Here is a 19,817-nt window from a genome sequence, read left to right on the forward strand (position 1 = left end):
TCCTTGTCGGTCGGAGGGGTGCGCTCACGGGATCAGGACGACTTTGCCCTCGACCTGGCGGTTCTCGAGCCGGCGGTGCGCCTCGGCGGCCTGGTCGAGCGGCACGGTGCTGACCTCGGGCTTGAGCGCTCCGGTGGTCAGCTGATCGACCAGCGCGGCCATGTCGGCCCGGAAGCCGGCCGGGTCCCGGTCGACCGCCCGCGCCACGGTGTGCACGGCCACCCGGGCGCCCGGCGTGAGTTTGGCCCGCAGCAGGGCGCCGACGGTGCGGGTCATCGCCCCGGCCTTGGAGTAACCGGCGCCGGTGGCGAAGCTGAATCCGTAGGACACGACCACCCCGGACGGTTGCGTGGCACGGCGGGAGCGTGCCAGCGACGGGCCGCCCACCGGGTCGAAGGTGGCCGCGACCGGGGCGGGCACCGCGGCCGCGTCCCGCACCCAGATGGCCCCGCCGGCCTCGACCCGGGCCCGCCGGGCCGGACCGGAGGTGCCGTAGACCTTGACGCCGGCCGCCTGGGCGATCTGGCTCAACGCCGACCCGACACCGCCGGCCGCGCCGAGCACCAGCACCGCCTGGCCGGGCGAGGGCCTGGCCACCCGGTGGAACATCTGCCAGGCCGTGAGGTAGTTGAGCACCAGGGCGTCGAGTTCCTCGGCGGGATGACCCTCGGGCAACGGGGCGACCCGCTTGGCCGGCGCCAGCACATGGGTCGCGTACCCGCCGGCGCCGATCAGGGCGCCGACCCGCTGGCCGACGGCGAATTCCGTGACGCCGGCGCCCACCCCGGCGACGTGGCCCACGACGTCGAAGCCGAGCACCTCGGGAAGGGCGCCGGGGGTGAGGCCCTGCCGCGTGGTGACGTCGTGGAAGGCCACCCCCGCGGCCTCCGTGGCGATGAGGACATGCCCTGGTCCGGGCGCTGGTATCGACATGGGTTCCACGCGAAGCACCTCGGGGCCTCCGGTGGAGGTCAGCCGGACCCGGCGCGCACCTGCTTCAACAGCCATGTTGAAAACATACATGAGTTTCTCAAGGAATTGGGTACGTGTGTTCCGCTCCACTCACCGGCCGGCGAGCGCCTTGCCCAGCAGGGACTGCAGGTGCCGCTGCTCCTCGGCGTCGAGATCGGCGAACGGGGAACGCTTGGCGACGATGCCGAGCAGTTGCTCGCGCGTCTTCCGGCCCTCGGGGGTCAGCACCAGCGTCCGGACGCGTCCGTCCCTGGGGTGAGGGCGTCGCTCGGCGAGCCCGCGTTCCTCCAGCTTGGCGCTGAGGAGGGTGACGTTGGAAGGATCGCAGTGCAGAAGGGCGGCCAGCTTGCGCAACGGCGGCGGTTCGGCGTCGGGGTTCAGGATCCAGAGCAGGTTCGCCGTCGGGCCGGTCAGGTCAAGCCGCTCCAGGCCCTCCTGCATCCGGCCGGTGACCTGACCGGCAACGGCCATCACCTGATAGAGCAACGACGCCGCCACCTCGTTCACCGCCATGGGCCGAGCTTAGCCCGGCATACTCCTGGAGTATCTCCATGAGTTGTCGCACGTCCGCTCGGGCGCCGACAAAGTGCTGGCGGCCACCGAGGCGTCGGCGGTACGTTGCGCGGATGCCGCCACTGGTGTCGAAGCGTGCACAGGTCGCACGCCTCCGCCGCACGGCCGTGCGGGCGCTCGCGGACTATCCGATCGACGAGCCACGCCTGTCGTTCATCGCGCACGGCGAGAACACCACGTTCCGGGTCGACTCCCGCGAGGCGCGATTCCTGATGCGCGTGCACCGGCCGAACCGGCACGGCCGTGGAGTCGATTCGCGGGTCGCGGTCGGATCGGAACTGACCTGGCTGGCCGCATTGCAGGCAGACACCGACCTGAGCGTGCCCATGCCGATTCGGGCCCACAGTGGACAGCCGACCACCGTCGCCGACGGCCGGGTGTGCTCGGTCCTCGGCTGGCAGAACGGACGGATGCGGGCCGCCCATCCGAGATCCGTGCACTTCCGGCGGTTGGGCGGCGTCCTCGCCCGCCTGCACGAGCACGCTTCGGTGTGGGCTCCGCCATCCGGGTTCGTACGCATGCGGTGGGATTGGGAGACGTTCTTCGGCAACACCATGGAGTACGGCGGTGTTTCCGCCGCCGGGTGCTGGGACCTGGTGCCGGCGCCGGTGCGTACGCGATTCGATGAAGTCGCGCGCCGGATGCGTACGGTCATGGCGGGTCTGGGATCCGAGCCGGACGTCTTCGGGTTGATCCATGCCGACCTCCACCTGGAGAACGCTCTGTTCGACGGTGATGTGGTGCGGCTGATCGACTTCGACGACTGCGGATTCGGTTACTGGCTCTATGACATCGCGGTTCCACTGTGGGAATACCATGGCCGGGCCGACTACGCCGCGATCCGTGCGGCGCTTCTCGATGGCTACGGTGAACGCCGCGAGCTGCCCGATCTCACTCATCTGGACGACTTCATCGCCACCCGGGACGTGGCCTTCGGCCTGTGGTTCGCCGGGATGGCCCAGGTCAATCCGGCGTTCGCGGCCGACCTGGACGAGGTGATGGTCTCCCTGCAACGGTCACTTGATCGAGTGCTGTGACCGCACCCTTGGCGCAGGCCGCTGTCCGGCGCCTGCTCGCGTGCCGGACAGCGGCCCACCGTGTTGAGCCGGTTACGGGCGCTGCGCGGCGACGGTTTCCCCGGGCGCGGAGCCGAGCCCGGGCTGATCAGCCGCCGGCGACCTTCGGCCGGCGAGCCGCTGGGACAGCCGCTCGCCTTCGACGTCGACGTTCGGCAGGATCCGGTCGAGCCACCTCGGCAGCCACCACGCCGACCGGCCGAGCAGTGACAGCACGGCCGGGACGATGGTCATGCGGACCAGGAAGGCGTCGACCGCGACGCCGAACGCGAGGGCGAACCCGAGCGACTTGATGATGATGTCGTCGGCCAGGACGAAGCCGGCGAAGACGCTCATCATGATCAGCGCCGCGGCGGTGACGACTCGCGCGCCGTGCCTCATGCTGGACACCACGGCGTCGTTCGGGTCGGCCCCGTGCACGAACTCCTCCCGGGCCCGGATGATCAGGAAGACCTCGTAGTCCATGGCGAGGCCGAACAGGATGCCGATCAGGAAGATCGGGATGAAGCTGACGATCGGGCCGGTCGACTCGATGCCGACCAGATCGGTGAGGTGGCCCTGCTGGAAGATGAAGACCAGGGCGCCGAACGACGCGATCACCGACAGCAGAAATCCCAGGGTTGCCTTGATCGGCACCAGGATGCTGCGGAACACCACCAGCAGCAGGACGAAGGCGAGGCCGACGACGACGGCCAGATAGGGCAGCAGCGCGTCGTTGATCTTCTCCGACACGTCGATGTCGACCGCGGTCCGGCCGGTGACGGCCAGGGTCGCGCCGCCGGTGGCCGCGGTGAAGTTCACCTGCTGGGCGCGGATGTCGTGCACGAGCTTCTTGGTCTCCTCGCTGAGGGGACCGCTCCGCGGAATGACGTTGAGGGTGGCGGTGTCTCCGGCCCGGTTCGGTTCCGGCGGGGTGGCGACCACCACGCCCCCGAGACCGGAGATGAGCTTCTGCGCCTGTTCGCCCGCGGCCGCCGACCGGCCGGCGGCGGCCTCGACCACCACGAGCAGGGGACCGTTGATACCGGCTCCGAAGCCTCCGGCCAGCTGGTCGTACGCCTTGCGCTGGGTGGACCCGGCGGCCGCGGTGCTGTCGTCGGGCAACGCGAGGTTCAGGCCGAGTCCGGGGATCGCGACCACGCCGACCACGACCACCGACAGGATCAGTGCGGGTACGCGATGCCTGACCACACCGCGGGCCCAGCGCTCGCCCAGCGGAGTCCGGGCGGGCCGGTCGGTGCCGCGGCGCTGGGCCCGGGGGAGGACCTTGCGACCGGCGAAGCCCAGCAGCGCGGGCACCAGGGACAGGCTGATCACCACGGCCACGGCGACGGTGCCGGCCGCGGCGGCGCCCATGGCGGCCAGGAACGGGATGCCGACCACGGCGAGCGCGGCCAGGGCGATGATGACGGTCAGGCCGGCGAAGACGACGGCCGAACCGGCGGAACCCGCGGCCCGGCCGGCGGCTTCCTCACCACTACGGCCGAGCGCGAGTTCGTGTCGATAGCGCGACAGGATGAACAGCGCGTAGTCGATCCCCACGGCCAGGCCCAGCATGACGGCCAGGTCGGCGGTGTTCGAGGTCAGGTCGAGGAAGCCGGTGGTGATCTGGATGCCGAGCAGGCCGATCCCGACACCGATGAGCGCGGTCAGCACCGGCAGGCCCGCGGCGACGAGCGAGCCGAAGGTGATCAGCAGGACGATGGCGGCCACGACGAGGCCGAGAGCCTCGGTGCCGCTGCCGGCTTCCTCCTGCTCGGTGACCTCTCCGGAGTACTCGACACCGATGCCGGCCTGTCGCGCGGTGTCGCCGGCGGCGACCAGCGCCTCGCGCGCTGCGGCGTTCACGTCGGTCGCCACCACCGCGTAGTCGACACTGGCGTAGGCCGTCTTCCCGCCCGGCGCGATCGTCTTGGCCTCGTAAGGGTCGGCGACCGCCGTCACCTGGGGCGCCTTGCGCAGGGCACGGATCGTGGCCCGTACGGCGGCCTGCTGATCCGGGCCCGCCAGCGTGGCACCGCCGGACACGGTGAACACCACCCTCGCCGAGGCGGTGTCCGTGCCCGCGTGGAACTTGTCCGTCACCACCTCCAGCGCCCGCAGCGACTCGGTGCCGGGAATGGCCAGCTCGTCACTGGTCGGCCCGGACAGTTGGGCCGCCCCCACGCCGAACAGGCCCAGGAGCATCACCCACACGACGAGCGTCAGCCGCCGGCGCCGGAACGAGAACCGTCCCAGTCGGTACAGAAGGGTTGCCACGATCGTCTCCTCTTGTCGTCAGGCCCGAGTTCCGGGGCCGTCTCACGATCGCGGCCGGCGCCGGGGTGTGTCGTCCGGCCGGCGCAGGCGTCCGGCTACCGCGAACGCGGTACCTTCGTGGCGCTCGGTACCGCGGGAAGAGGTCGATGGGAACGGCTCGCCGCACTACCGTCGTGATGATGTACGCGGCGATGAGTCAATGGAGGCTCCCGAACCTCGACCGTTACCGTGGCCCGCTCGGCGACGTGCTGCTGGCGGTGAGCGGCGTGGCACTGCTGCTGTACCTGGGCCCGACGCCGGCGCACGGTGGCACGGCGCTGCTGGCGGTGGCGTCCGCCGCGCTGATCCTGATCCGCCGCCGGTATCCCGTGCCGGTTCTGCTGGCCGGCGCCGGCGTCTTCATGCTCACCACCGCACTGACCCGGCCCCCGGACGGGATGTTCATCCTCGCCGGCGTGCTGACCTACTCCGCCGCCGCGTCGAGCCCGCGTCGGCGGCCCTGGTTCTACGCCGCGCTCATGTGGGGTTCGCTCATGGTCGCCGGCTCGGTCGTATACGTCGCCGACTGGTGGACCGCCGACCAGTTCACCACCTTCGCGCTCGTCTTCGGCGGCGCCGCGGCGGGGGACTCGACCCGGATGCGCCGGGCGTACGTCGCCGAGGTGACCGAGCGGGCCAGGCAGGCGGAGATGAGCCGGGACGAGGAGGCCCGCCGCCGGGTGATGGACGAGCGTCTGCGCATCGCCCGGGAACTGCACGACGTCGTGGCCCACCACATCGCGGTGATCAGCGTCCACGCCGGCGCCGCCGGATACGCGCTGCGCGACGAGCCGGAGAAGGTGTGGCCGGTGCTCGGGCACATCCGCACCGCCGCGGACACCGTCCTGGACGAGATCAAGTCGGTGGTCAGCGTGCTGCGTGACCCGGACGAGATCCGGAGCACCGAACCGGCGCCCGGCGTGGAACGCCTGCATGAGCTGCTGACCGTGCTGAGCGCCGTGGGCTTCGCCGTACGCCATCAGCAGCGCGGCGAGCCCCGGCCGTTGCCGGCGGTGGTGAACCTGGCGGCGTACCGCATCGCGCAGGAGGCACTGACCAACGCCCACCGTTACGGCGACGGCGGCGCCACCCTCGAGATCGAGTACACCGTCGACACCGTCAAGATCGGCATCACCAACCGCATGGCCGGGTACGGCCACGGCCGGCCCGGATCCGGGTTCGGGCTGCTCGGCATGCGAGAGCGAGCCGCGGCCGCGCGCGGCACGATCGAGGCCGGGCCGGTCGCGGGCGGCCTCTTCCGGGTTCAGGCCGAGTTACCCACCGACGATCGGGCGATCAACCGCCTCAACGCATCCACCCCGGCCGAGAGGGCGTGACGTGAGCATCCGGGTTCTCCTCGCCGACGACCAGGCTCTCATCCGCGCCGGCTTCAAAATGATCATCGATGCCGACCCCGGTCTGGAGGTCGTCGGTGAGGCCGCCGACGGCGCCGAGGCCGTCGAGCTGTGCCACAGCGGCCGGGTCGATGTCGTCCTGATGGACATCCGCATGCCGCACGTGGACGGCATCGAGGCGACCCGCCGCATCGGCGCCGACGAGCGCCTCGCCGGCGTGCGGGTGCTGGTGCTCACCACGTTCGACGACGACGACAACGTGATCTACGCCTTGCAGGCCGGGGCCAGCGGCTTCCTGGGCAAGAACGTGGCGCCCGGCGATCTCGTCAACGCCATCCGGGTGGTCGCCGACGGCGAGGCGCTGCTGTCACCGCGGGCCACCAGTGGTCTGGTGAGCCGGTTGATCCCCCACATCCGGCCGCCCGTCACGGATGTGCCGCAGCTGGCGCTGGTCACCGATCGGGAGAGGCAGATCCTGTTGCTGGTCGCACACGGGCTGTCGAACGACGACATCGCCGAGCGGCTGTACCTGTCGCCACTGACGGTCAAGACCCACATCAACCGTACGATGATCAAGCTGAACGCCCGCGACCGGGCCCAACTGGTGGTCTTCGCCTACCAGCATCACCTGGTCAAGCCGGGCGACCCGCTGCCCGACGGCCCGTGACGACCGCCTTCCTCGGCACCATTGGCACGGTGGCCCAGGTTGCCGGCCCCGTGTGGCGGGAACGGCCCGGTCTCACGGAGTTGCCGATTCCGACTCGAGGAGCACGGCGCTGCGGTGCTGGGCGGCCTCGGTCGAGACCACCCGCAGCCCGGCGGCGGCCCCGAGGGCGCAGACCTCCTCGACGGTACGGGCGGGCCGGGCCATCTCGATGTCGAGGCGGACGCGGCCGGCCGTCGGGTCGAACAGGTCTCCGGCGCCGCCGGGGAGGATCAACTGGGTGACGAGCACGGCGGGCCGTACGCCGGCCGCCTTCCGGACGACGCCCAGCAGGTGGATCGCATCGTCGTCGGGCCAGTCGGCGAGGATGTCACAGAGGACGTAGAGGTCGGCCGCCGGCAGCGGGTCGGTCATGAAGTCGGCCTCATGGAGGCTGTAGCTCCGGTGGTCGATGTCGTCGAGCATCTCGTCGGCCAGCGAGATCATCGGCTCCAGATCGACCACGTGGCAGTGGGAGCAGAGCCGCCGGGTCAGCAGTTCCCGGGCGAGTCTCCCGGTGCCGGCGCCCAGGTCGCACACCGTGCGCGGCGCGTAGGCCCGGACCAGCTTCTCGATCGGGCCGAACTCGACGACGGGGTTCCGGTGCCCGAACAGGGCCCGCGTCTGGTCGAGGTCCATGCGGGCCACCCGGGACCAGACCGGCTCGCCGTGGTGTTCCTCCAGGCCGGTCCGCCCGGAGCGCACCACGTCGAGCAACGCGACGACGCTGTGGTTGACATCGCCGGTCAGCGTGCCCAGGCGTAGCGAGTCGACCAGCCACGATTGTGGTGAAGGGGCCGGCGTGCTGCAGGCGGCCCGTCCGAGTGCGGTCAGGGTGTAGCGGCCGCCCGGTCCGGCGCGGACGACCTCTCGCGAGGCGAGGTGCTCGAGGATGCCGGTGAGGATGCGGGCGTTGCATGACGTCAGCTCGGCCAGCTCGGCGGCCGTGCCCGGCCGGTCTCGCAGGTGGTCCGGTAGCCCGAGCGAGACGAAGGTCCGCAGCGCCATCGGTGTGACCAGGTCGGTCAAGGCGTGCAGTCGGCGGACCACGTCGAGCTCGGCGGGTTCGCCATCACTCATTGCACGATCCGGCGCAGGACAGGACCGGGCTGCACGTCATGAACGTGAGGATCATGACGGACACCGTTCCGTAGCGGGGGTTGAGCTGTTTGGCCAGCTCCACCAGGCGCTGACGCTCGTCCGAGCCGCCGATCAGGTCACCGTCGAAGAACTCCATCATCTGCCGGCTCGCGTCGTCGAGGGAGACCTCGCCGTTGACGAAACCGCGGGCCGAGCTGGCGAACCGGTCGATTCCGGGGATGCTCGCCGTCTCCTCCTTCAAGCGGGCGAGCATTGTCGCTTCGAACCGATGTCCGTCCGCCGCGTTCATGATTTGTCCTCTCGTCGGCGTGGCAACAGGGGATACAGGGGAGACGGGACGTCTCGTGGAGCGCATGCGCGCAGAGCGGTCAGACCCGCACCGGCGGCCCCGGTCATCAGGCCCGGAGCCGTTCGCGTCACGCTGCCGGTGTGGTAGTGCTCGAATGCTTCGGTGAGCAGCTGGGCCTGCCGCCCGGCGTTCATCGGCAGATCGGTGAGGTGGGTGATCAGCTCGGCGGCGCCCGCGACCGCGAGTTTGCCGTGGCATGCGCAGGAGTCGGCGGACCGGCCGAGGAAGCGGGCGCCGGCCGCGTCCACGGCGCGCGCCGCGAGCGTCAGGTCCTCGGTCGCCACCGCACCCTCGGCCAAGACCAGCCGTGCCAGCGCGATCCCCGGCGCGCCGTAGCACCAGTTGAACCGGGACTCCTCGGCGCCCGAAGGGCCGCCGGGCCAGTTCTGTGTCGTGTGGTCGAAGTGGCGGCGCTCGTGCTCGACGGCCAGTGCCGCTGCCCGGTCCAGGTCCGCCACCCCGCCGGCCAGGCGGCTCAGCTCGGTCAGGGCGAGCACGGTGGAGGAGGGCCCGTGCGCCAGGCCGGGGACCGGTCCTGCGTCTGGCGCCGCGCCGAGTTCGGCGTGGGTATGTGCGGCCAGTTGCTGACCGAACGCACTTGCCCGGTCCAGCAGCTGTTGCCGGGCCCGGCCCGGTCCAGCCGACTGTGCCGCCCAGCAGTAGGCCAGGACGGTCCCGGAGATGCCGTAGATCAGGTCGTGATGGCGCACGTCCTCGGCCGGTTCGGCCGCGTCGGGATCATCAACGGCGTCGGCGGCGAGCAGGTATGCGATCGCGTCGTCGCGCAGGCCCCGGTGGGTGAGCGTCCGCCCGACCTCCGCCACCGTAGCCGCTGCGCCGACCCGGCCGCCGTAGAGGCCGTGATGGTGCTGTACGGCGTGAAGGCGGTCCAGGGCGCTGGCCGCGGCCATCTCCGCCAGCTCCGCGTAGCGGGGCTTGCCGAGGACAGCGTGCGCGTGGGCCAGGAACATCGCGATCCCGGACAGGCCATCGTAGAGTTCGGCTTCGACCGTCCGCAGGTCCGTCGCGTCATCCGGGTCGGCACCCCGGGTGAACCAGGTGCAGCCGTGACCGGCGGTGACGGCGAGGCCGGCGACCAGGTCGGCGAGCTGCTCAGCCTGGTGCGCGGCCGCGAGGGTGCTGCGGCGTGCCGCGAGGGTGGCGGGCCGGCTCGGCCTGGCGGCAAGCGGTCCGGGCTCGGCGGGCAGTTGCAGGTCCAGTTCTCGGTTGCCCGGATTGAGATGGGTGGAGCCGGCCGGGCGACCGCTTCCGGCCAAGGCCAGGCGGATGCTGACGGCCCTCGTCGCGGGCGTGGACCGCGAACCGTGGCGGATGTGGTCGTCGACGATGCCGGCGGCGAGAATGCGGGAGATGGTCTGGCCGAAGCTCAGTCCGCCCGCCGGGTCGTCGGCGAGGGCGAGACCGGGTGCGATCGTGCGCGTGTACGCCGGGGTCCACGGACGCAGGTCGGCGCGGACCTCGTCGTACACGGCGAGGATCGTCTTCCAGCGCGCCACCAGTCGGCTGGCCGGCAGGTACAGCACCGCGACGTCGGCACGTTCCGGCCAGGTCGGGCCGCTGTGCGCGATCTTGAACTGGAACGGCTCCGACTGGTCGTTCAGGGCCGCGGAGAGGCCGGCGACCAACTCCGGCGCTCCCCGCCGGGAGACGTTCCAGTAGAGGCGGGTTGTGCACTCGCCGGTCGAGGCGATGTCATGCGGCCCCTGGTCGCCGACGAAGTACACGAAGCCCGGTGAGCGCATCGGCAACGCGGTGGGCAGCCGTCGACTGTGGTCGTCGGAGGTGAGTTCCGGGCGCAGGAAGCGGACTCCCCAGAGGGTGATATCGGTCTCCGTCTCCTGCTCGAAGGTGGGCTGCCAGGACCGCCCGCCGCGGTAGGCCGACAGCAGCTCGCGGACCATGCCGGCGTTGCTGCTGAGAGCAGGTGAGAGGTTCTCGACGGCGGAGATCGGCCGAGGGGCGCCGAAGACGTAGTGCGCGGAATAGATGATGTCGGCCAGGTGCGATCGGAGCGCGTCCGGCACCAGTTCGTCGGCGACCTGCAGCGGGGGCACGGCGGTCTCGCCGAACCAGGAGATGCCGGTGTCGGGGTGGATGCGTACGCGGGCGGCCAGGTCGTCAATCCCGTCCGCGTCCGGTCGGAGCGCATCCAGCCGGACCGCGTCCGGCTCGATTGTGGCCGACCGGTGAAGTGGTGTCACGGCTGCCTCACCCCGAGGAAGATGTGGGCGCCCGCCTCGGGACGCCGGAAGATGTTCGCCGCGACCTGCAGCAGATGCCGGCAGGCGGCCGAGACCGCGGGGGCCGTCGAACAGCGTTCCATCGTGGTCAGGATCATCCGTCCCGCCACCCATTGCACGAGTTCGGCGGGCTGCAAAAGGGTCTTGGTGCCGTCCTGGTAGGCGTCGAAGACGTGCCGCACGACGGTGTGCAGTTTGCCGAGCCGGTCCGCTGAGGCTGCGGTTCGCTGGTCCGGTGGCCGGGTCCAGGTGTCCGCGTCCTCGAGGAACGCGATCACGTGCTCGGCCACGAGTGCACCGAGGTCCCACAACGGGTCACCGCGGCCGGCCAGTTCCCAGTCGATGACGACGAGGTCCCCGTCGGGGGTCACGATGATGTTCTCAGGTCGCAGGTCGTTGTGGATCTGGTGGCCGGCCCGCCACCGCGAGTACAGCAGCAGCAGCCCCGCCACGAGCGCTTTGTCGGCCTGGACCAGCCGGGTCAGCTGGTGCGTGCCGTGGCTGTGGAACTGAAAGGCGGTCAGCGGCGGGCTGACCAGCAGGAAGACCGGCGAGGGGCGGGCCGGTGGGATGGTCGGCAGGTCACCGGCGCTGCGGTGCAGTCGGGCCAGCACGCCCGCCACGTCCGCCGCGCGCCCGGCATGCACGCCGGGGTCACGGTTGATGCTGTCGGCCAGCGTGGTGCCGGGCACGCACTCGGTCACCAGACAGCCGTCCTGGAACGAGTACAGGCGCGGGATGGGCACGGATTCCCGGAGCCCGTCCAGCCGGGAGTAGGCCTCGGCCTCGTTGTGCACCGATTGCACTGTCTCGCTGTTGGTGCCCTGCTTGACCACGTATCCGGATGTTCCCGAACGGACGACGAACGTCCGGCACCGGCTGGACTTGTCGGTCACGGTCACCCCCTCGCGGACCAGGCGCTCCGTCGACATCAGCCCGGCCGCGATCAGGTGGTCGATCGTTCCCCTCGCGTCAAGCAGCTGTGCGCCCTCCGGTGCGGAGTTGATCAGCGCTCTCGGCGGTCCGGCCGCCCGTTCGTCGTCGTGATCGCGGGAAAGTCGCACAGCTGCTCGATTCAGTTCGCGGTGGGACTCAGCAGGTCCCGCAGCTGAGCACGAGAGTGCAGGACGTGATCGTCAGCAGGATCGACGGCGTGCCGCACATCGTCTCCATCCGCTTGGTGAGCTCGACGATGCGGTCGCGCTCGACGCGCCCGTCGATCATCGCCCCGTGGAAGAAGCTCTCCATCTCGTCGAGTGTGGCGTCGATGTCGAGGTCCCCTCGCAGGTACGACCGCGAGGCGACGTCGAAGGAATCCGCGTCCTCCAGGGTGCGGAACGAGGCGGCGATCGCATCCATCGCGCTGTCGTAGGTCTTCTCGGACTCGGGCATGGTGACGGTGGCCATTTTCCGAACCTTTCGCAGGCAACTAGTACGGGTACGGATCGAGGTGGTGGATCGGGCGCCAGTCTCCCCACTGGGTCTCGTGACCGATCGGCGACAACCGCTGCGGTGTGCCGCTTCGCCCGAAGGTCTATCGAGGCCGAGCTTCAAAGATGCTTCACGGCCGCTGTCACGCCGGCCAGGTGGCGGGATCGCGTTGGAGATTGGCTATTTTGCGCATATCGCGCCGGAGGTTCGATGCCTACCGTCAAACTCACCGTCGCCCCTGGAGGAACTGTGCCGAGCTTCAACATCGAACCAGATCGTCAAGCCGTGGATCGGCGAACATTGCTGCGCGGAAGCATGGCCGCCGCCGCCGTCCCAGCGTTACCCGTGGCCGGCGAGACAGGGAAACGACCGGCGGGGCTGCCGCCGGTGGTAGCGGGAATCCCGATACCCCAGACCAAGCTCGCCCGCGATTCCGCGGCATTCGCCCGGGAGGCCTTTCCCGAGGTCTTCTTCAACCATTGCATGCGTACGTACGTCTTCGGCTGCCTGCTGGCCGATCGCCAAGGCGTCCGGTACGACCGTGAGCTCGCGTTCGTCGCTTCGGCCCTGCACGACCTCGGCATGCTGCAGAAATACGCCACCCCGGCGCAACCCTTCGAGGTGGACGGTGCGGACGCCGCCCAGCGCTTCCTGACCGGCAAGGGCGTCTCGGCGAGTCGGATCGATGTCGTCTGGGACGCGATCGCCCTGCATACGAACGGCGGAGTCGCCCGGCGGAAGCGGCCGGAGATCGCCCTCGTCTCGGCCGGGTCCGGACTGGACTTCGCCGGCTTCAATTACGAGCTCATACCGCCCAGCACGATGCGTGACGTGCTTTCTCATTTCCCGCGGTCGGGCTTCAAACAGATGGCGCTCGGTGATCTGTTGCGGCACCTCAACGAGAAACCGGCGGCTTATGTCCTGCATCCCTTTTCCGAGGTGGGACGGCGCCGCATCCCGAACTTCCCGATTCCCGCCCCGGACGACATTTTGATGAACGCTCCGTTCGCCGAGTAGGAGAAGCAGCCCGCGGCCCTGGCTTTGGTTCAGGTCGAGGCGTTCAACGGCCCCTCGACCGGCGCGTCCAGCGCCTCCCCGAGCCCCAGCTGTAGATGCCGCGGAATCGAGGGGCGGCGATCCACGCCCGCAAATTTTAGTATGGTGCCGGGTGGAGGCCGATGCAGAGGGTGGTGACCACGGACTGTGAGCGGTTTCGAGCTTCAGATCGGCCAGCTGCGGAGCGCGGCCAAGGCGGCCGGATCCGCCGCGGACCAGGCCAGGGCGGTGAGTCCGGGTACCGGCCTGGACGCGATCGCGACAGCGTTGCCCGGTGGGGCCGCGGCGGCCGGCGCGCCCGCTCTGGCGTCGGCGCTCAATGAACGCGCGAAGGGGTGGGCGGGCGAGATCGATCGGTGGAGCAGGTCGGTCACGTCGGCCGCGAAGGAATACGCCGCGAGTGACGAGTCGGCGAAACGAGCTTTCGGGGGATGACGGTCAGCTACGACGACGTCCGGAACTGGGACGCTGACGGGCTCGAGACGTCGGCCACCGAGCTGCGTGGCCGGCAGAACACGCTCGTCGGGCTGCAGGACGAGCTCGACGACGCCAAGAGACTGCCCGACTGGCACGGCCCCGCGGGGGAGGGCGCCCGCAGCTCGCTGGGAAAGACCCGGAACAACGCCGAGATCCTGGTCGCGGAGCTGTCCGCCGTCGTACGAGCCCTGCAGAACGCGTCGGACGATGTGACCGCGTTGAGGAGCCGGATCGCCAACAACGACGCTCTCGCCGACACCTACCAGTTCCGCATCAACCCCGACGGCGCGATCGTGGACGTCAGACCGGCCGACCCTCCGCCGCGGTCGCGGTTCGAGGCCGAGGACCGCGCCGAGGTCCAGCGGTACCGCGCCACCATCCAGCAGCAGCTGGTGCGCGAGACCACGGCGATCCTCACCACGGCGACCGCCATCGACGCCGCGCTGGCCCGGGTGATGCAACTCGTCCAGGACCGCAGGATCAGCGACCACGAGGCGACCACCCTGTCCGACGCGGGCAAGGGCGGCGACCTCGACGCCCGGGTGGCCGAGATGGAGCAGTCGCTGCGCGACGCCGGGCTGCTGACCGGGCCACCCGTGGACGGCCAGTACCGGCACTGGCTGGAGAACGCCGTACGCCGCGGCGTTTCGATCGACACGATCAAGCAGATCGCCGCCGACCACCACATCACGCCGGAGTCCTTCAAGGTCCTCGACGGGATGGAGGAGATCCGCGAGGACGAGGACGGCGACGGGATCTACAAGTCGTACTTCCTGATGCCGACCGACATCAGCGGGGACGACGCGGCCGCCGCGGTGCGGATGACCTACGTCCTGAACGCGGGCACCGACTACGGCACCGAAGGCGAGACGACCGACTTCACACCGACCCCGTACAGCTCCGAGGAACTGCGCCGGATCACCGACCGGCAGAAGGAGAACTCCTTCAGCTACGACGACGATGTGGGATTCGTGCACGGCAACGGCGGGCGGTTGGTGACCACCCCGAACGGCATGATGATGGGCCTGGGCGGGAACCTCATCCAGGACCAGTTCAGCCAACGCGGCGGAACGACGTGGGGCGACACGTTCATGATGAACATCGACGACCCGGACGATCCGGCGCAACAGCTGCGGGAGGCGGCGAAGTCGGGCCAGGCATGGTACGAAGGCGACGCGGGCCCAGAACCTGGTCAACTCGACATGGACCGGCTGCTGCACCACGAGGAGCGCCACTCCCAGCAGTGGGCGCGCGAAGGCTACACCGGCTTCCTCGCCTCGTACGTGTGGGAGCAGGTCACCGGCGGCAACGAGACCGAGGAAGACGCGGGACTGTCCGATGGCGGATATCACTGAGCGGCTGCGCGCCGCGTGCGCTGCCCTGCTCGTGGTGGCGGCGGCCGCGGCGTGTGACACCGAGGCGCAGTTCGCGCCGTCCCTGCCGCCGGCGGCCGGGTTCCGCGTCGACGACGGCGTCCTGAAACTGTGGACGGGCACCCCCTGCCAGGGTGTCATCGGCATGAGATTGATCTTCGACTCCGGCACCAAGCAGAGCACGCAGCAGGAGTGGACCGCGCCCAAGCCGGGAGTGCAGGTCGAGCGCATGGACCTGCTGCGTAGCGGTGGCGGCTCCCCGCCGGACTCCGGTGGGCCTCTCCAGGTCAGGACGCCGCTGCCCGCGGGCTACGACTGGACCAAGGCCAGTTCGATCGTCTTCTCCGTCGACGGCCCGAAGGCGAACGGCGCCCGGGCCGACGTCGCCCAGGTGCTGCGCGAATCGGCCCAGCACCCGGCCGACAGCTACCTGTTCGGCCGGCAGGGTTGGATGACCGCGTCGGACGTCCAACGCGAGAACCAGAAAACCTTTCTGACCATCTGTACGCCCGACCCGGACTGACGGCGGCCCGGTGGACGCTTATGTCGCTTGCTCGGCGAGCCAGCGCCAGTCATTCCACGTGGCCAGCCGCTCCTTGTAGAGCTTATCGACGACGGTGTACGGGAATAGGCCGAGAAACAGACGCAGCGGCGGATGCTCGGCGTCGACAAGCCGCAGGATGGCCGCGGCGGTCACCGCGGGATCGGCGGGGGTGCGGGCGGATGCTCCGGCGCGGCGCGCCTGCCGTACCGGCTCGTAGGCGTCGATGGGCTCGGTGTGCACCGCCGATGCCCCCGACCAGTCGGTTCCGTACGGTCCGGGCTCGACGATCGTCAGCTTGGGGCCAAGCGGTGCGAGCTCCGCGGCGAGCGCCTCGCTGAGCCCCTCGAGAGCCCATTTCGAGGCGTTGTAGAGGCCGAGCGTCGGGAACGCGCCGACGCCGCCGATGCTGGACACCTGCAGGAGGTGGCCGCTGCCCTGCGTACACAGGACCGGCAGGACCGCCTGCGTCACCCAGAGCGCGCCGAAGAAGTTCGTCTCCATCTGCGCGCGGGCTTGTTCCTCCGTCGTCTCCTCGACCATGCCGAACAGTCCGTATCCGGCGTTGTTGACCACGACGTCCAACCGGCCGGTCACCTCAACCGCGCGGGACACCGCGGCGAAGACCGCTGACCGGTCGGTCACGTCCAGCGCCAAGGGGAGGACGCGGTCCCCGTACGTATCGACCAGATCGTTGAGCCGGCGAGGATCGCGTGCGGTCGCGACCACCCGGTCCCCGCGTTCGAGAGCGGCGTCCGCCCAGACGTGGCCGAAGCCGCGGGACGCGCCGGTGATGAACCATGTCTTCATCGCTCCACCGTCCGTCGGCCGCTGGACGGTAACCAGACCCCTGCCAGGGGTACCCTCGGAGCGATGCGCGAGGACAACGAGCTCGGCGCCTTTCTCAAGGCGCGGCGCGGGCGGGTCCGGCCGGAGGACGTGGGCCTGACCACGTCGGGCCGCCGTCGCGTCCCCGGTCTGCGCCGGGAAGAGCTCGCGCGCCTCGCCGGGGTGAGCGCACGCTACCTGACCCGGCTGGAACAGGGGGAGGACCACAATCCCTCGGCGCAGGTGCTGAGCGCCCTGTCCAGCGCGCTGAGACTCGATGCCGACGAGGCCGCACATCTGTACGCGCTGGCCGCCCCGCGACCACGACCGGCCGGCGAGGAGAACGCCTCCGACGCGGTGCAGCGGTTGCTCAACACGTGGGAGCACGTCCCGGCCTACGTACGCGATCGTCGCTTCGACGTGCTGGCGGCGAACAAGACGGCCATGGCGCTGTCCGGCCTCTACACGCCCGGACAGAACCTGGTCCGCGGTATTTTCCGCGATCCCGCCGTACGCGCGCTCTTCCCGGATTGGACGCAGGTCGCCGCGCATACCGCTGCCGCGTTGCGCGCGGAGGGCGACGTCCGCGATCCCCGCACGGCCGAGCTGATCGAGTCCATGCTGACGGACGACGAGTTCCACGGCATGTGGAAGACCTACGACGTACAGCCCGTACGCGATGAGATCAAGCGGTTCGTCCACCCGGTCGTCGGGCCTCTGACGCTGCGACGGCAGGCCCTGACGATCGCGGCCGCGCCGGATCAGACGATCATCGTTTACCAGGCCGACCCCGGCACCCCTTCCGAGGATGCCCTGGCCCGCCTGCTCTAGCCGGGGGTCCGCAGCTTGCCGCCGGGCCGGTTCGCAGATCTTCCGGCTGGTCGTGGCCCTCGTGCTGCTCCCGCTCGGGCTCTGGTTCTGGCTCCTCGCCCGCGCCGTACGAGGCAGAACCGCTGACCGGCCGCCCCTGCCCCGGCGCGCCGTCCTGGCCCTCGGGGCCGCCGTCGGCACGATCGGCGGCTACCTCGGCGCCCACCTCCAACCCCGGATACCCGAACGAGCCCTGCGGATCCTGCTCGGCGGCCTCGCCACCCCCCTGGCCGGCCTCTATCTCGTCCAAGCGACGTTCCTGCCGTAGCCGGGGGCTTGCATCCGGTACCCGGGTACAGCCTTACCGTCGAGGGACGCCCGAAGACCTCACACAAGGAGACCGGCATGTCGTACGCCGTACTCGATGCCTGCACGTTGCCGACGGCCGAGCAGCCCGTGCGGCTGGCCGAGTTCGACACCCTGTTCAGCACCGCCGTCCGGACCGTCGAGCACCTCACCGCGACGCACGCCCGGATGCGCCTGACCGGCCCGGCCGACCTGGCCGCCACGGTCCGCGACCTGACCACGCGCGAGTCGCAGTGCTGCTCGTTCTTCAGGTTCACCGTCACTCCCGCACCAGACGAGGTGGTCCTCGACATCGAGGTGCCCTCCCGGTACGCGGACGTCCTCGCGTCCCTCGCCGAGCGGGCCCGCACCGCGACGAACGGCCGGGCGTCATGACTGGCGCGACGCACGGCCGGCCGTCATGAGCGGCGCCGCGAACGGGCTGCGTACCGGCGAGGTCGCCGAACGCGCCGGCGTCAACGTACAGACCCTGCGTTACTACGAACGCCGTGGCCTGCTCGCCGAGCCGGTCCGGTCGAACGGCGGGCACCGCCTCTACCCGCCCGACACGGTCGCCCTGCTCGGCGTCATCAAGGCCGCCCAGCGCCTCGGCTTCACCCTGGACGAGGTCGCCGACCTGATCGCCGCCGGACGAGGCCGGCATCCCGCTCCTGACCTGCGGCAGCGGGCCACCGACAAGATCGCCGAGATCGACGCCCGGATCGCCGATCTCACCGTCATCCGAGCCGCCCTGACCGACGTCGTCGACGCCCGCTGCGACAGCCTCACCAACTGCACCTGCGAAGACTGCCCCATCCCGTTCCTGACCATCACGCCGGTTCGCCCGCCTGACAGACCTTGTCAGGACCCCCTCGCGGTACCACCGACAGCAGGAACACCCCGGCCCGCGGGGCCTGCGGTTGTCTTGACGGTGTCACCTCGGGGTGCGCCGACCAGGTGCCTCTCGTGGGCGGCCGGGTGACGCGGGCGAACTGGGATCCGGCGTTCGCCTGCGGGCCAGAACGGTCAGCAGGATGAGCATTGCGGCGGCCTGCGTGGCCGCGACCACGACGAGAAGCCAGGTCAGGGATGCCTCGTAGAGGGTGCCCGCCGTGGCGCCGCCGATCAGCGCGCCGGCTCCCTGCACGGCGGCGAAGATCCCGTACGCGGTGGCCCGGCGCTGCCGTGGCACCAGGTCGGCGACGAATGCCTTGACGGTGGAGTCCTGCACCCCCGTCGCGGTACCCCACACCAGAACCCCGCCGGCCGCCACGGCCAGGCTGGTGGAGAAGGCCAGCGCCGGGACCACCGCGACCAGCACCGGCAGAAGCAGCAGCACGCGTGGACCGACACGGTCGTAGAGAGCGCCGGTGGCGAGCGCCGCGACCGCGGCCGCGGCCATCGCGGCGGCGTACAGCAGCGGCACCCCGGCGGTCGGCACCACACCGGCTCGTGCGAGATGGAACCCGATCAGCCCGAACGTCATCAGTCCGCCGGTGCACACCGCGCACGCCACCGCGAACCACCAGAACAGCCGGGGCAACCTGGTACGCGCCTCCTCGGCCGGTTCGCCGACAGCAGCGGCGCCGGCGCGGGGGCGCGGATGGACGGCTACGGCACGGCGCCGGACGACAACGAGCACGACCATCGCCAGCAACCCCGGCACGGCCAAGACGGCCAGACCCGGCCACAGCCGCCCACCGGCCGCGACGATGAGCCCCGCCAGCAGCAGCGGGCCGGCGAACGCCCCGACCTGATCGAGGGCCTGGTGCACGCCCATTCCGCGGCCCATCCCGACCGCGCCGGCAGCGTCGGCCAGCAGCGCCGACTTCGCCGGTGAGCGCACCGCCTTGCCCAGCCGCTCAACCACGATCAGCACTACGGCCACCGCCAGCCCCGCCGCACCCAACGCCGGAGTCACCGCCAGCAGCGGCACGCACACCGCCGTCAGCGCATACCCGGCGATCGTCAACGTCCAGTACCGGCGGGTCCGGTCGGCCAGCGGCCCCGACACCAGCCGCAGCACCAGCGCGGCCGCCTCGCCGGCGCCGGTGATCAGACCAACCGCCAGCGCGGACGCGCCGAGGGAGGCCAGCAGCGGCCCGTACACCGACCGGGCACCCTCATAGACCATGTCCGCGGCCAGGCTCACCACACCGAAGCCGATCACCACCCGCCACGGCGACCACCCCGGCCCAGCCGACAACCGATCACCGGAATCCACGCGGCCGACCGGCCCTGACGTTGTATCGCTACCTGGCACCTCAT

Annotated in this window: 20 protein-coding genes and 1 pseudogene; 11 read left to right on the forward strand and 10 right to left on the reverse strand. The window is 70.6% G+C overall.

The features are described 5' to 3' along the window. Window positions 1–24: 24 nt before the first annotated feature. Both AB0O15_RS28975 and AB0O15_RS28980 read right to left on the reverse strand, forming a co-directional pair. On the reverse strand, window positions 25–1,008 hold the full coding sequence (locus AB0O15_RS28975) for a zinc-binding dehydrogenase (RefSeq protein WP_364324434.1): 984 nt from the start codon (window positions 1,006–1,008) through the stop codon (window positions 25–27). A 54-nt stretch (window positions 1,009–1,062) separates the two neighbouring features. Then, window positions 1,063–1,485, reverse strand: coding sequence for a MarR family transcriptional regulator (locus AB0O15_RS28980; RefSeq protein ID WP_364324437.1), 423 nt, complete (start codon window positions 1,483–1,485; stop codon window positions 1,063–1,065). Between the two features lie 113 nt (window positions 1,486–1,598). Here AB0O15_RS28980 and AB0O15_RS28985 point away from each other — a divergent pair, with 113 nt between their 5' ends. Next, window positions 1,599–2,582 carry a phosphotransferase gene (locus AB0O15_RS28985; protein WP_364324440.1) on the forward strand — a complete coding sequence of 328 codons (984 nt, stop codon included), beginning with the start codon at window positions 1,599–1,601 and terminating at the stop codon, window positions 2,580–2,582. A 72-nt stretch (window positions 2,583–2,654) separates the two neighbouring features. Here the strand turns inward: AB0O15_RS28985 and AB0O15_RS28990 are convergent, their stop codons facing one another. Then, a complete protein-coding gene (locus AB0O15_RS28990) occupies window positions 2,655–4,880 on the reverse strand; it encodes an MMPL family transporter (protein ID WP_364324444.1) in 2,226 nt (741 codons plus the stop codon). 191 nt (window positions 4,881–5,071) lie between these two features. On the opposite strand from AB0O15_RS28990, the gene AB0O15_RS28995 reads away from it, so the two are divergent. Together AB0O15_RS28995 and AB0O15_RS29000 are read left to right on the forward strand one after the other, a co-directional pair. Further along, the gene (locus AB0O15_RS28995) at window positions 5,072–6,256 is read left to right on the forward strand and encodes a histidine kinase (protein ID WP_364324446.1); all 1,185 of its coding nucleotides are present in this window, start codon (window positions 5,072–5,074) and stop codon (window positions 6,254–6,256) included. A gap of 1 nt (window position 6,257) precedes the next feature. Then, on the forward strand, window positions 6,258–6,941 hold the full coding sequence (locus tag AB0O15_RS29000; protein WP_364324449.1) for a response regulator transcription factor: 684 nt from the start codon (window positions 6,258–6,260) through the stop codon (window positions 6,939–6,941). Window positions 6,942–7,013: 72 nt separating this feature from the next. On the opposite strand, the gene AB0O15_RS29005 is transcribed toward AB0O15_RS29000, so the two are convergent. From AB0O15_RS29005 to AB0O15_RS29025, 5 genes are read right to left on the reverse strand one after another with little or no spacing between them, the layout of a single operon-like run. Further along, window positions 7,014–8,057, reverse strand: coding sequence for a methyltransferase (locus AB0O15_RS29005; protein ID WP_364324452.1), 1,044 nt, complete (start codon window positions 8,055–8,057; stop codon window positions 7,014–7,016). Then, window positions 8,050–8,367 carry a hypothetical protein gene (locus AB0O15_RS29010; RefSeq protein ID WP_364324455.1) on the reverse strand — a complete coding sequence of 106 codons (318 nt, stop codon included), beginning with the start codon at window positions 8,365–8,367 and terminating at the stop codon, window positions 8,050–8,052. The genes AB0O15_RS29005 and AB0O15_RS29010 overlap by 8 nt, the downstream gene beginning before the upstream one ends. Beyond that, window positions 8,364–10,649: a lanthionine synthetase LanC family protein gene (locus AB0O15_RS29015; RefSeq protein ID WP_364324458.1), complete on the reverse strand. Its 2,286-nt coding sequence runs from the start codon at window positions 10,647–10,649 to the stop codon at window positions 8,364–8,366. The genes AB0O15_RS29010 and AB0O15_RS29015 overlap by 4 nt, the downstream gene beginning before the upstream one ends. Next, window positions 10,646–11,752 (reverse strand): phosphotransferase, encoded by a 1,107-nt coding sequence (locus AB0O15_RS29020; protein WP_364324461.1) that lies wholly within the window; start codon window positions 11,750–11,752, stop codon window positions 10,646–10,648. The genes AB0O15_RS29015 and AB0O15_RS29020 overlap by 4 nt, the downstream gene beginning before the upstream one ends. Before the next feature lie 28 nt (window positions 11,753–11,780). Next, entirely contained in the window at window positions 11,781–12,095 is a 315-nt protein-coding gene (locus tag AB0O15_RS29025; protein ID WP_364324463.1) for a hypothetical protein, read from the reverse strand. Window positions 12,096–12,368: 273 nt separating this feature from the next. Here AB0O15_RS29025 and AB0O15_RS29030 point away from each other — a divergent pair, with 273 nt between their 5' ends. From AB0O15_RS29030 to AB0O15_RS29045, 4 genes are all read left to right on the forward strand, one after another. Beyond that, window positions 12,369–13,136 (forward strand): HD domain-containing protein, encoded by a 768-nt coding sequence (locus tag AB0O15_RS29030; RefSeq protein WP_364324466.1) that lies wholly within the window; start codon window positions 12,369–12,371, stop codon window positions 13,134–13,136. Window positions 13,137–13,322: 186 nt separating this feature from the next. Beyond that, a complete protein-coding gene (locus AB0O15_RS29035; protein ID WP_364324469.1) occupies window positions 13,323–13,610 on the forward strand; it encodes a hypothetical protein in 288 nt (95 codons plus the stop codon). Next, window positions 13,607–15,007 (forward strand): hypothetical protein, encoded by a 1,401-nt coding sequence (locus AB0O15_RS29040; protein ID WP_364324472.1) that lies wholly within the window; start codon window positions 13,607–13,609, stop codon window positions 15,005–15,007. Before AB0O15_RS29035 ends, AB0O15_RS29040 begins: the two co-directional genes overlap by 4 nt. Continuing rightward, window positions 14,991–15,548 (forward strand): hypothetical protein, encoded by a 558-nt coding sequence (locus tag AB0O15_RS29045; RefSeq protein WP_364324475.1) that lies wholly within the window; start codon window positions 14,991–14,993, stop codon window positions 15,546–15,548. The genes AB0O15_RS29040 and AB0O15_RS29045 overlap by 17 nt, the downstream gene beginning before the upstream one ends. A gap of 18 nt (window positions 15,549–15,566) precedes the next feature. Here the strand turns inward: AB0O15_RS29045 and AB0O15_RS29050 are convergent, their stop codons facing one another. Continuing rightward, window positions 15,567–16,376 (reverse strand): SDR family oxidoreductase, encoded by an 810-nt coding sequence (locus tag AB0O15_RS29050; RefSeq protein WP_364324478.1) that lies wholly within the window; start codon window positions 16,374–16,376, stop codon window positions 15,567–15,569. A 63-nt stretch (window positions 16,377–16,439) separates the two neighbouring features. Here AB0O15_RS29050 and AB0O15_RS29055 point away from each other — a divergent pair, with 63 nt between their 5' ends. The 4 genes from AB0O15_RS29055 to AB0O15_RS29070 all read left to right on the forward strand — a co-directional run bounded on the left by AB0O15_RS29055 (window position 16,440) and on the right by AB0O15_RS29070 (window position 18,531). Next, on the forward strand, window positions 16,440–17,225 hold the full coding sequence (locus AB0O15_RS29055) for a helix-turn-helix transcriptional regulator (protein WP_364324481.1): 786 nt from the start codon (window positions 16,440–16,442) through the stop codon (window positions 17,223–17,225). A 52-nt stretch (window positions 17,226–17,277) separates the two neighbouring features. Next, on the forward strand, window positions 17,278–17,532 hold the full coding sequence (locus tag AB0O15_RS29060; RefSeq protein WP_364324488.1) for a hypothetical protein: 255 nt from the start codon (window positions 17,278–17,280) through the stop codon (window positions 17,530–17,532). Between the two features lie 77 nt (window positions 17,533–17,609). Then, on the forward strand, window positions 17,610–17,945 hold the full coding sequence (locus tag AB0O15_RS29065; RefSeq protein WP_364324490.1) for a hypothetical protein: 336 nt from the start codon (window positions 17,610–17,612) through the stop codon (window positions 17,943–17,945). Window positions 17,946–17,970: 25 nt separating this feature from the next. Further along, entirely contained in the window at window positions 17,971–18,531 is a 561-nt protein-coding gene (locus AB0O15_RS29070; protein ID WP_364324493.1) for a MerR family transcriptional regulator, read from the forward strand. Window positions 18,532–18,561: 30 nt separating this feature from the next. On the opposite strand, the pseudogene AB0O15_RS29075 reads toward AB0O15_RS29070, so the two are convergent. Beyond that, a pseudogene (locus AB0O15_RS29075) lies at window positions 18,562–19,719 on the reverse strand (MFS transporter); the annotation flags it as partial. Between the last annotated feature and the right edge of the window lie 98 nt (window positions 19,720–19,817).

Origin of the sequence: Actinoplanes sp. NPDC089786 (genome assembly GCF_040684855.1) — a bacterium.
In the GTDB taxonomy this organism is placed as follows: domain Bacteria; phylum Actinomycetota; class Actinomycetes; order Mycobacteriales; family Micromonosporaceae; genus Actinoplanes.

Bases quoted from the DNA above. Each gene is read 5' to 3' on its own strand.
- AB0O15_RS29045 (WP_364324475.1), top strand. From the start codon at position 14,991: ATGGCGGATATCACTGAGCGGCTGCGCGCCGCGTGCGCTGCCCTGCTC.
- AB0O15_RS28975 (WP_364324434.1), bottom strand. From the start codon at position 1,008: ATGGCTGTTGAAGCAGGTGCGCGCCGGGTCCGGCTGACCTCCACCGGA.
- AB0O15_RS29025 (WP_364324463.1), bottom strand. From the start codon at position 12,095: ATGGCCACCGTCACCATGCCCGAGTCCGAGAAGACCTACGACAGCGCG.
- AB0O15_RS29055 (WP_364324481.1), top strand. From the start codon at position 16,440: ATGCGCGAGGACAACGAGCTCGGCGCCTTTCTCAAGGCGCGGCGCGGG.
- AB0O15_RS28995 (WP_364324446.1), top strand. From the start codon at position 5,072: ATGAGTCAATGGAGGCTCCCGAACCTCGACCGTTACCGTGGCCCGCTC.
- AB0O15_RS28985 (WP_364324440.1), top strand. From the start codon at position 1,599: ATGCCGCCACTGGTGTCGAAGCGTGCACAGGTCGCACGCCTCCGCCGC.
- AB0O15_RS29010 (WP_364324455.1), bottom strand. From the start codon at position 8,367: ATGAACGCGGCGGACGGACATCGGTTCGAAGCGACAATGCTCGCCCGC.
- AB0O15_RS29065 (WP_364324490.1), top strand. From the start codon at position 17,610: ATGTCGTACGCCGTACTCGATGCCTGCACGTTGCCGACGGCCGAGCAG.
- AB0O15_RS29070 (WP_364324493.1), top strand. From the start codon at position 17,971: ATGAGCGGCGCCGCGAACGGGCTGCGTACCGGCGAGGTCGCCGAACGC.
- AB0O15_RS29050 (WP_364324478.1), bottom strand. From the start codon at position 16,376: ATGAAGACATGGTTCATCACCGGCGCGTCCCGCGGCTTCGGCCACGTC.
- AB0O15_RS29005 (WP_364324452.1), bottom strand. From the start codon at position 8,057: ATGAGTGATGGCGAACCCGCCGAGCTCGACGTGGTCCGCCGACTGCAC.
- AB0O15_RS29040 (WP_364324472.1), top strand. From the start codon at position 13,607: ATGACGGTCAGCTACGACGACGTCCGGAACTGGGACGCTGACGGGCTC.
- AB0O15_RS28980 (WP_364324437.1), bottom strand. From the start codon at position 1,485: ATGGCGGTGAACGAGGTGGCGGCGTCGTTGCTCTATCAGGTGATGGCC.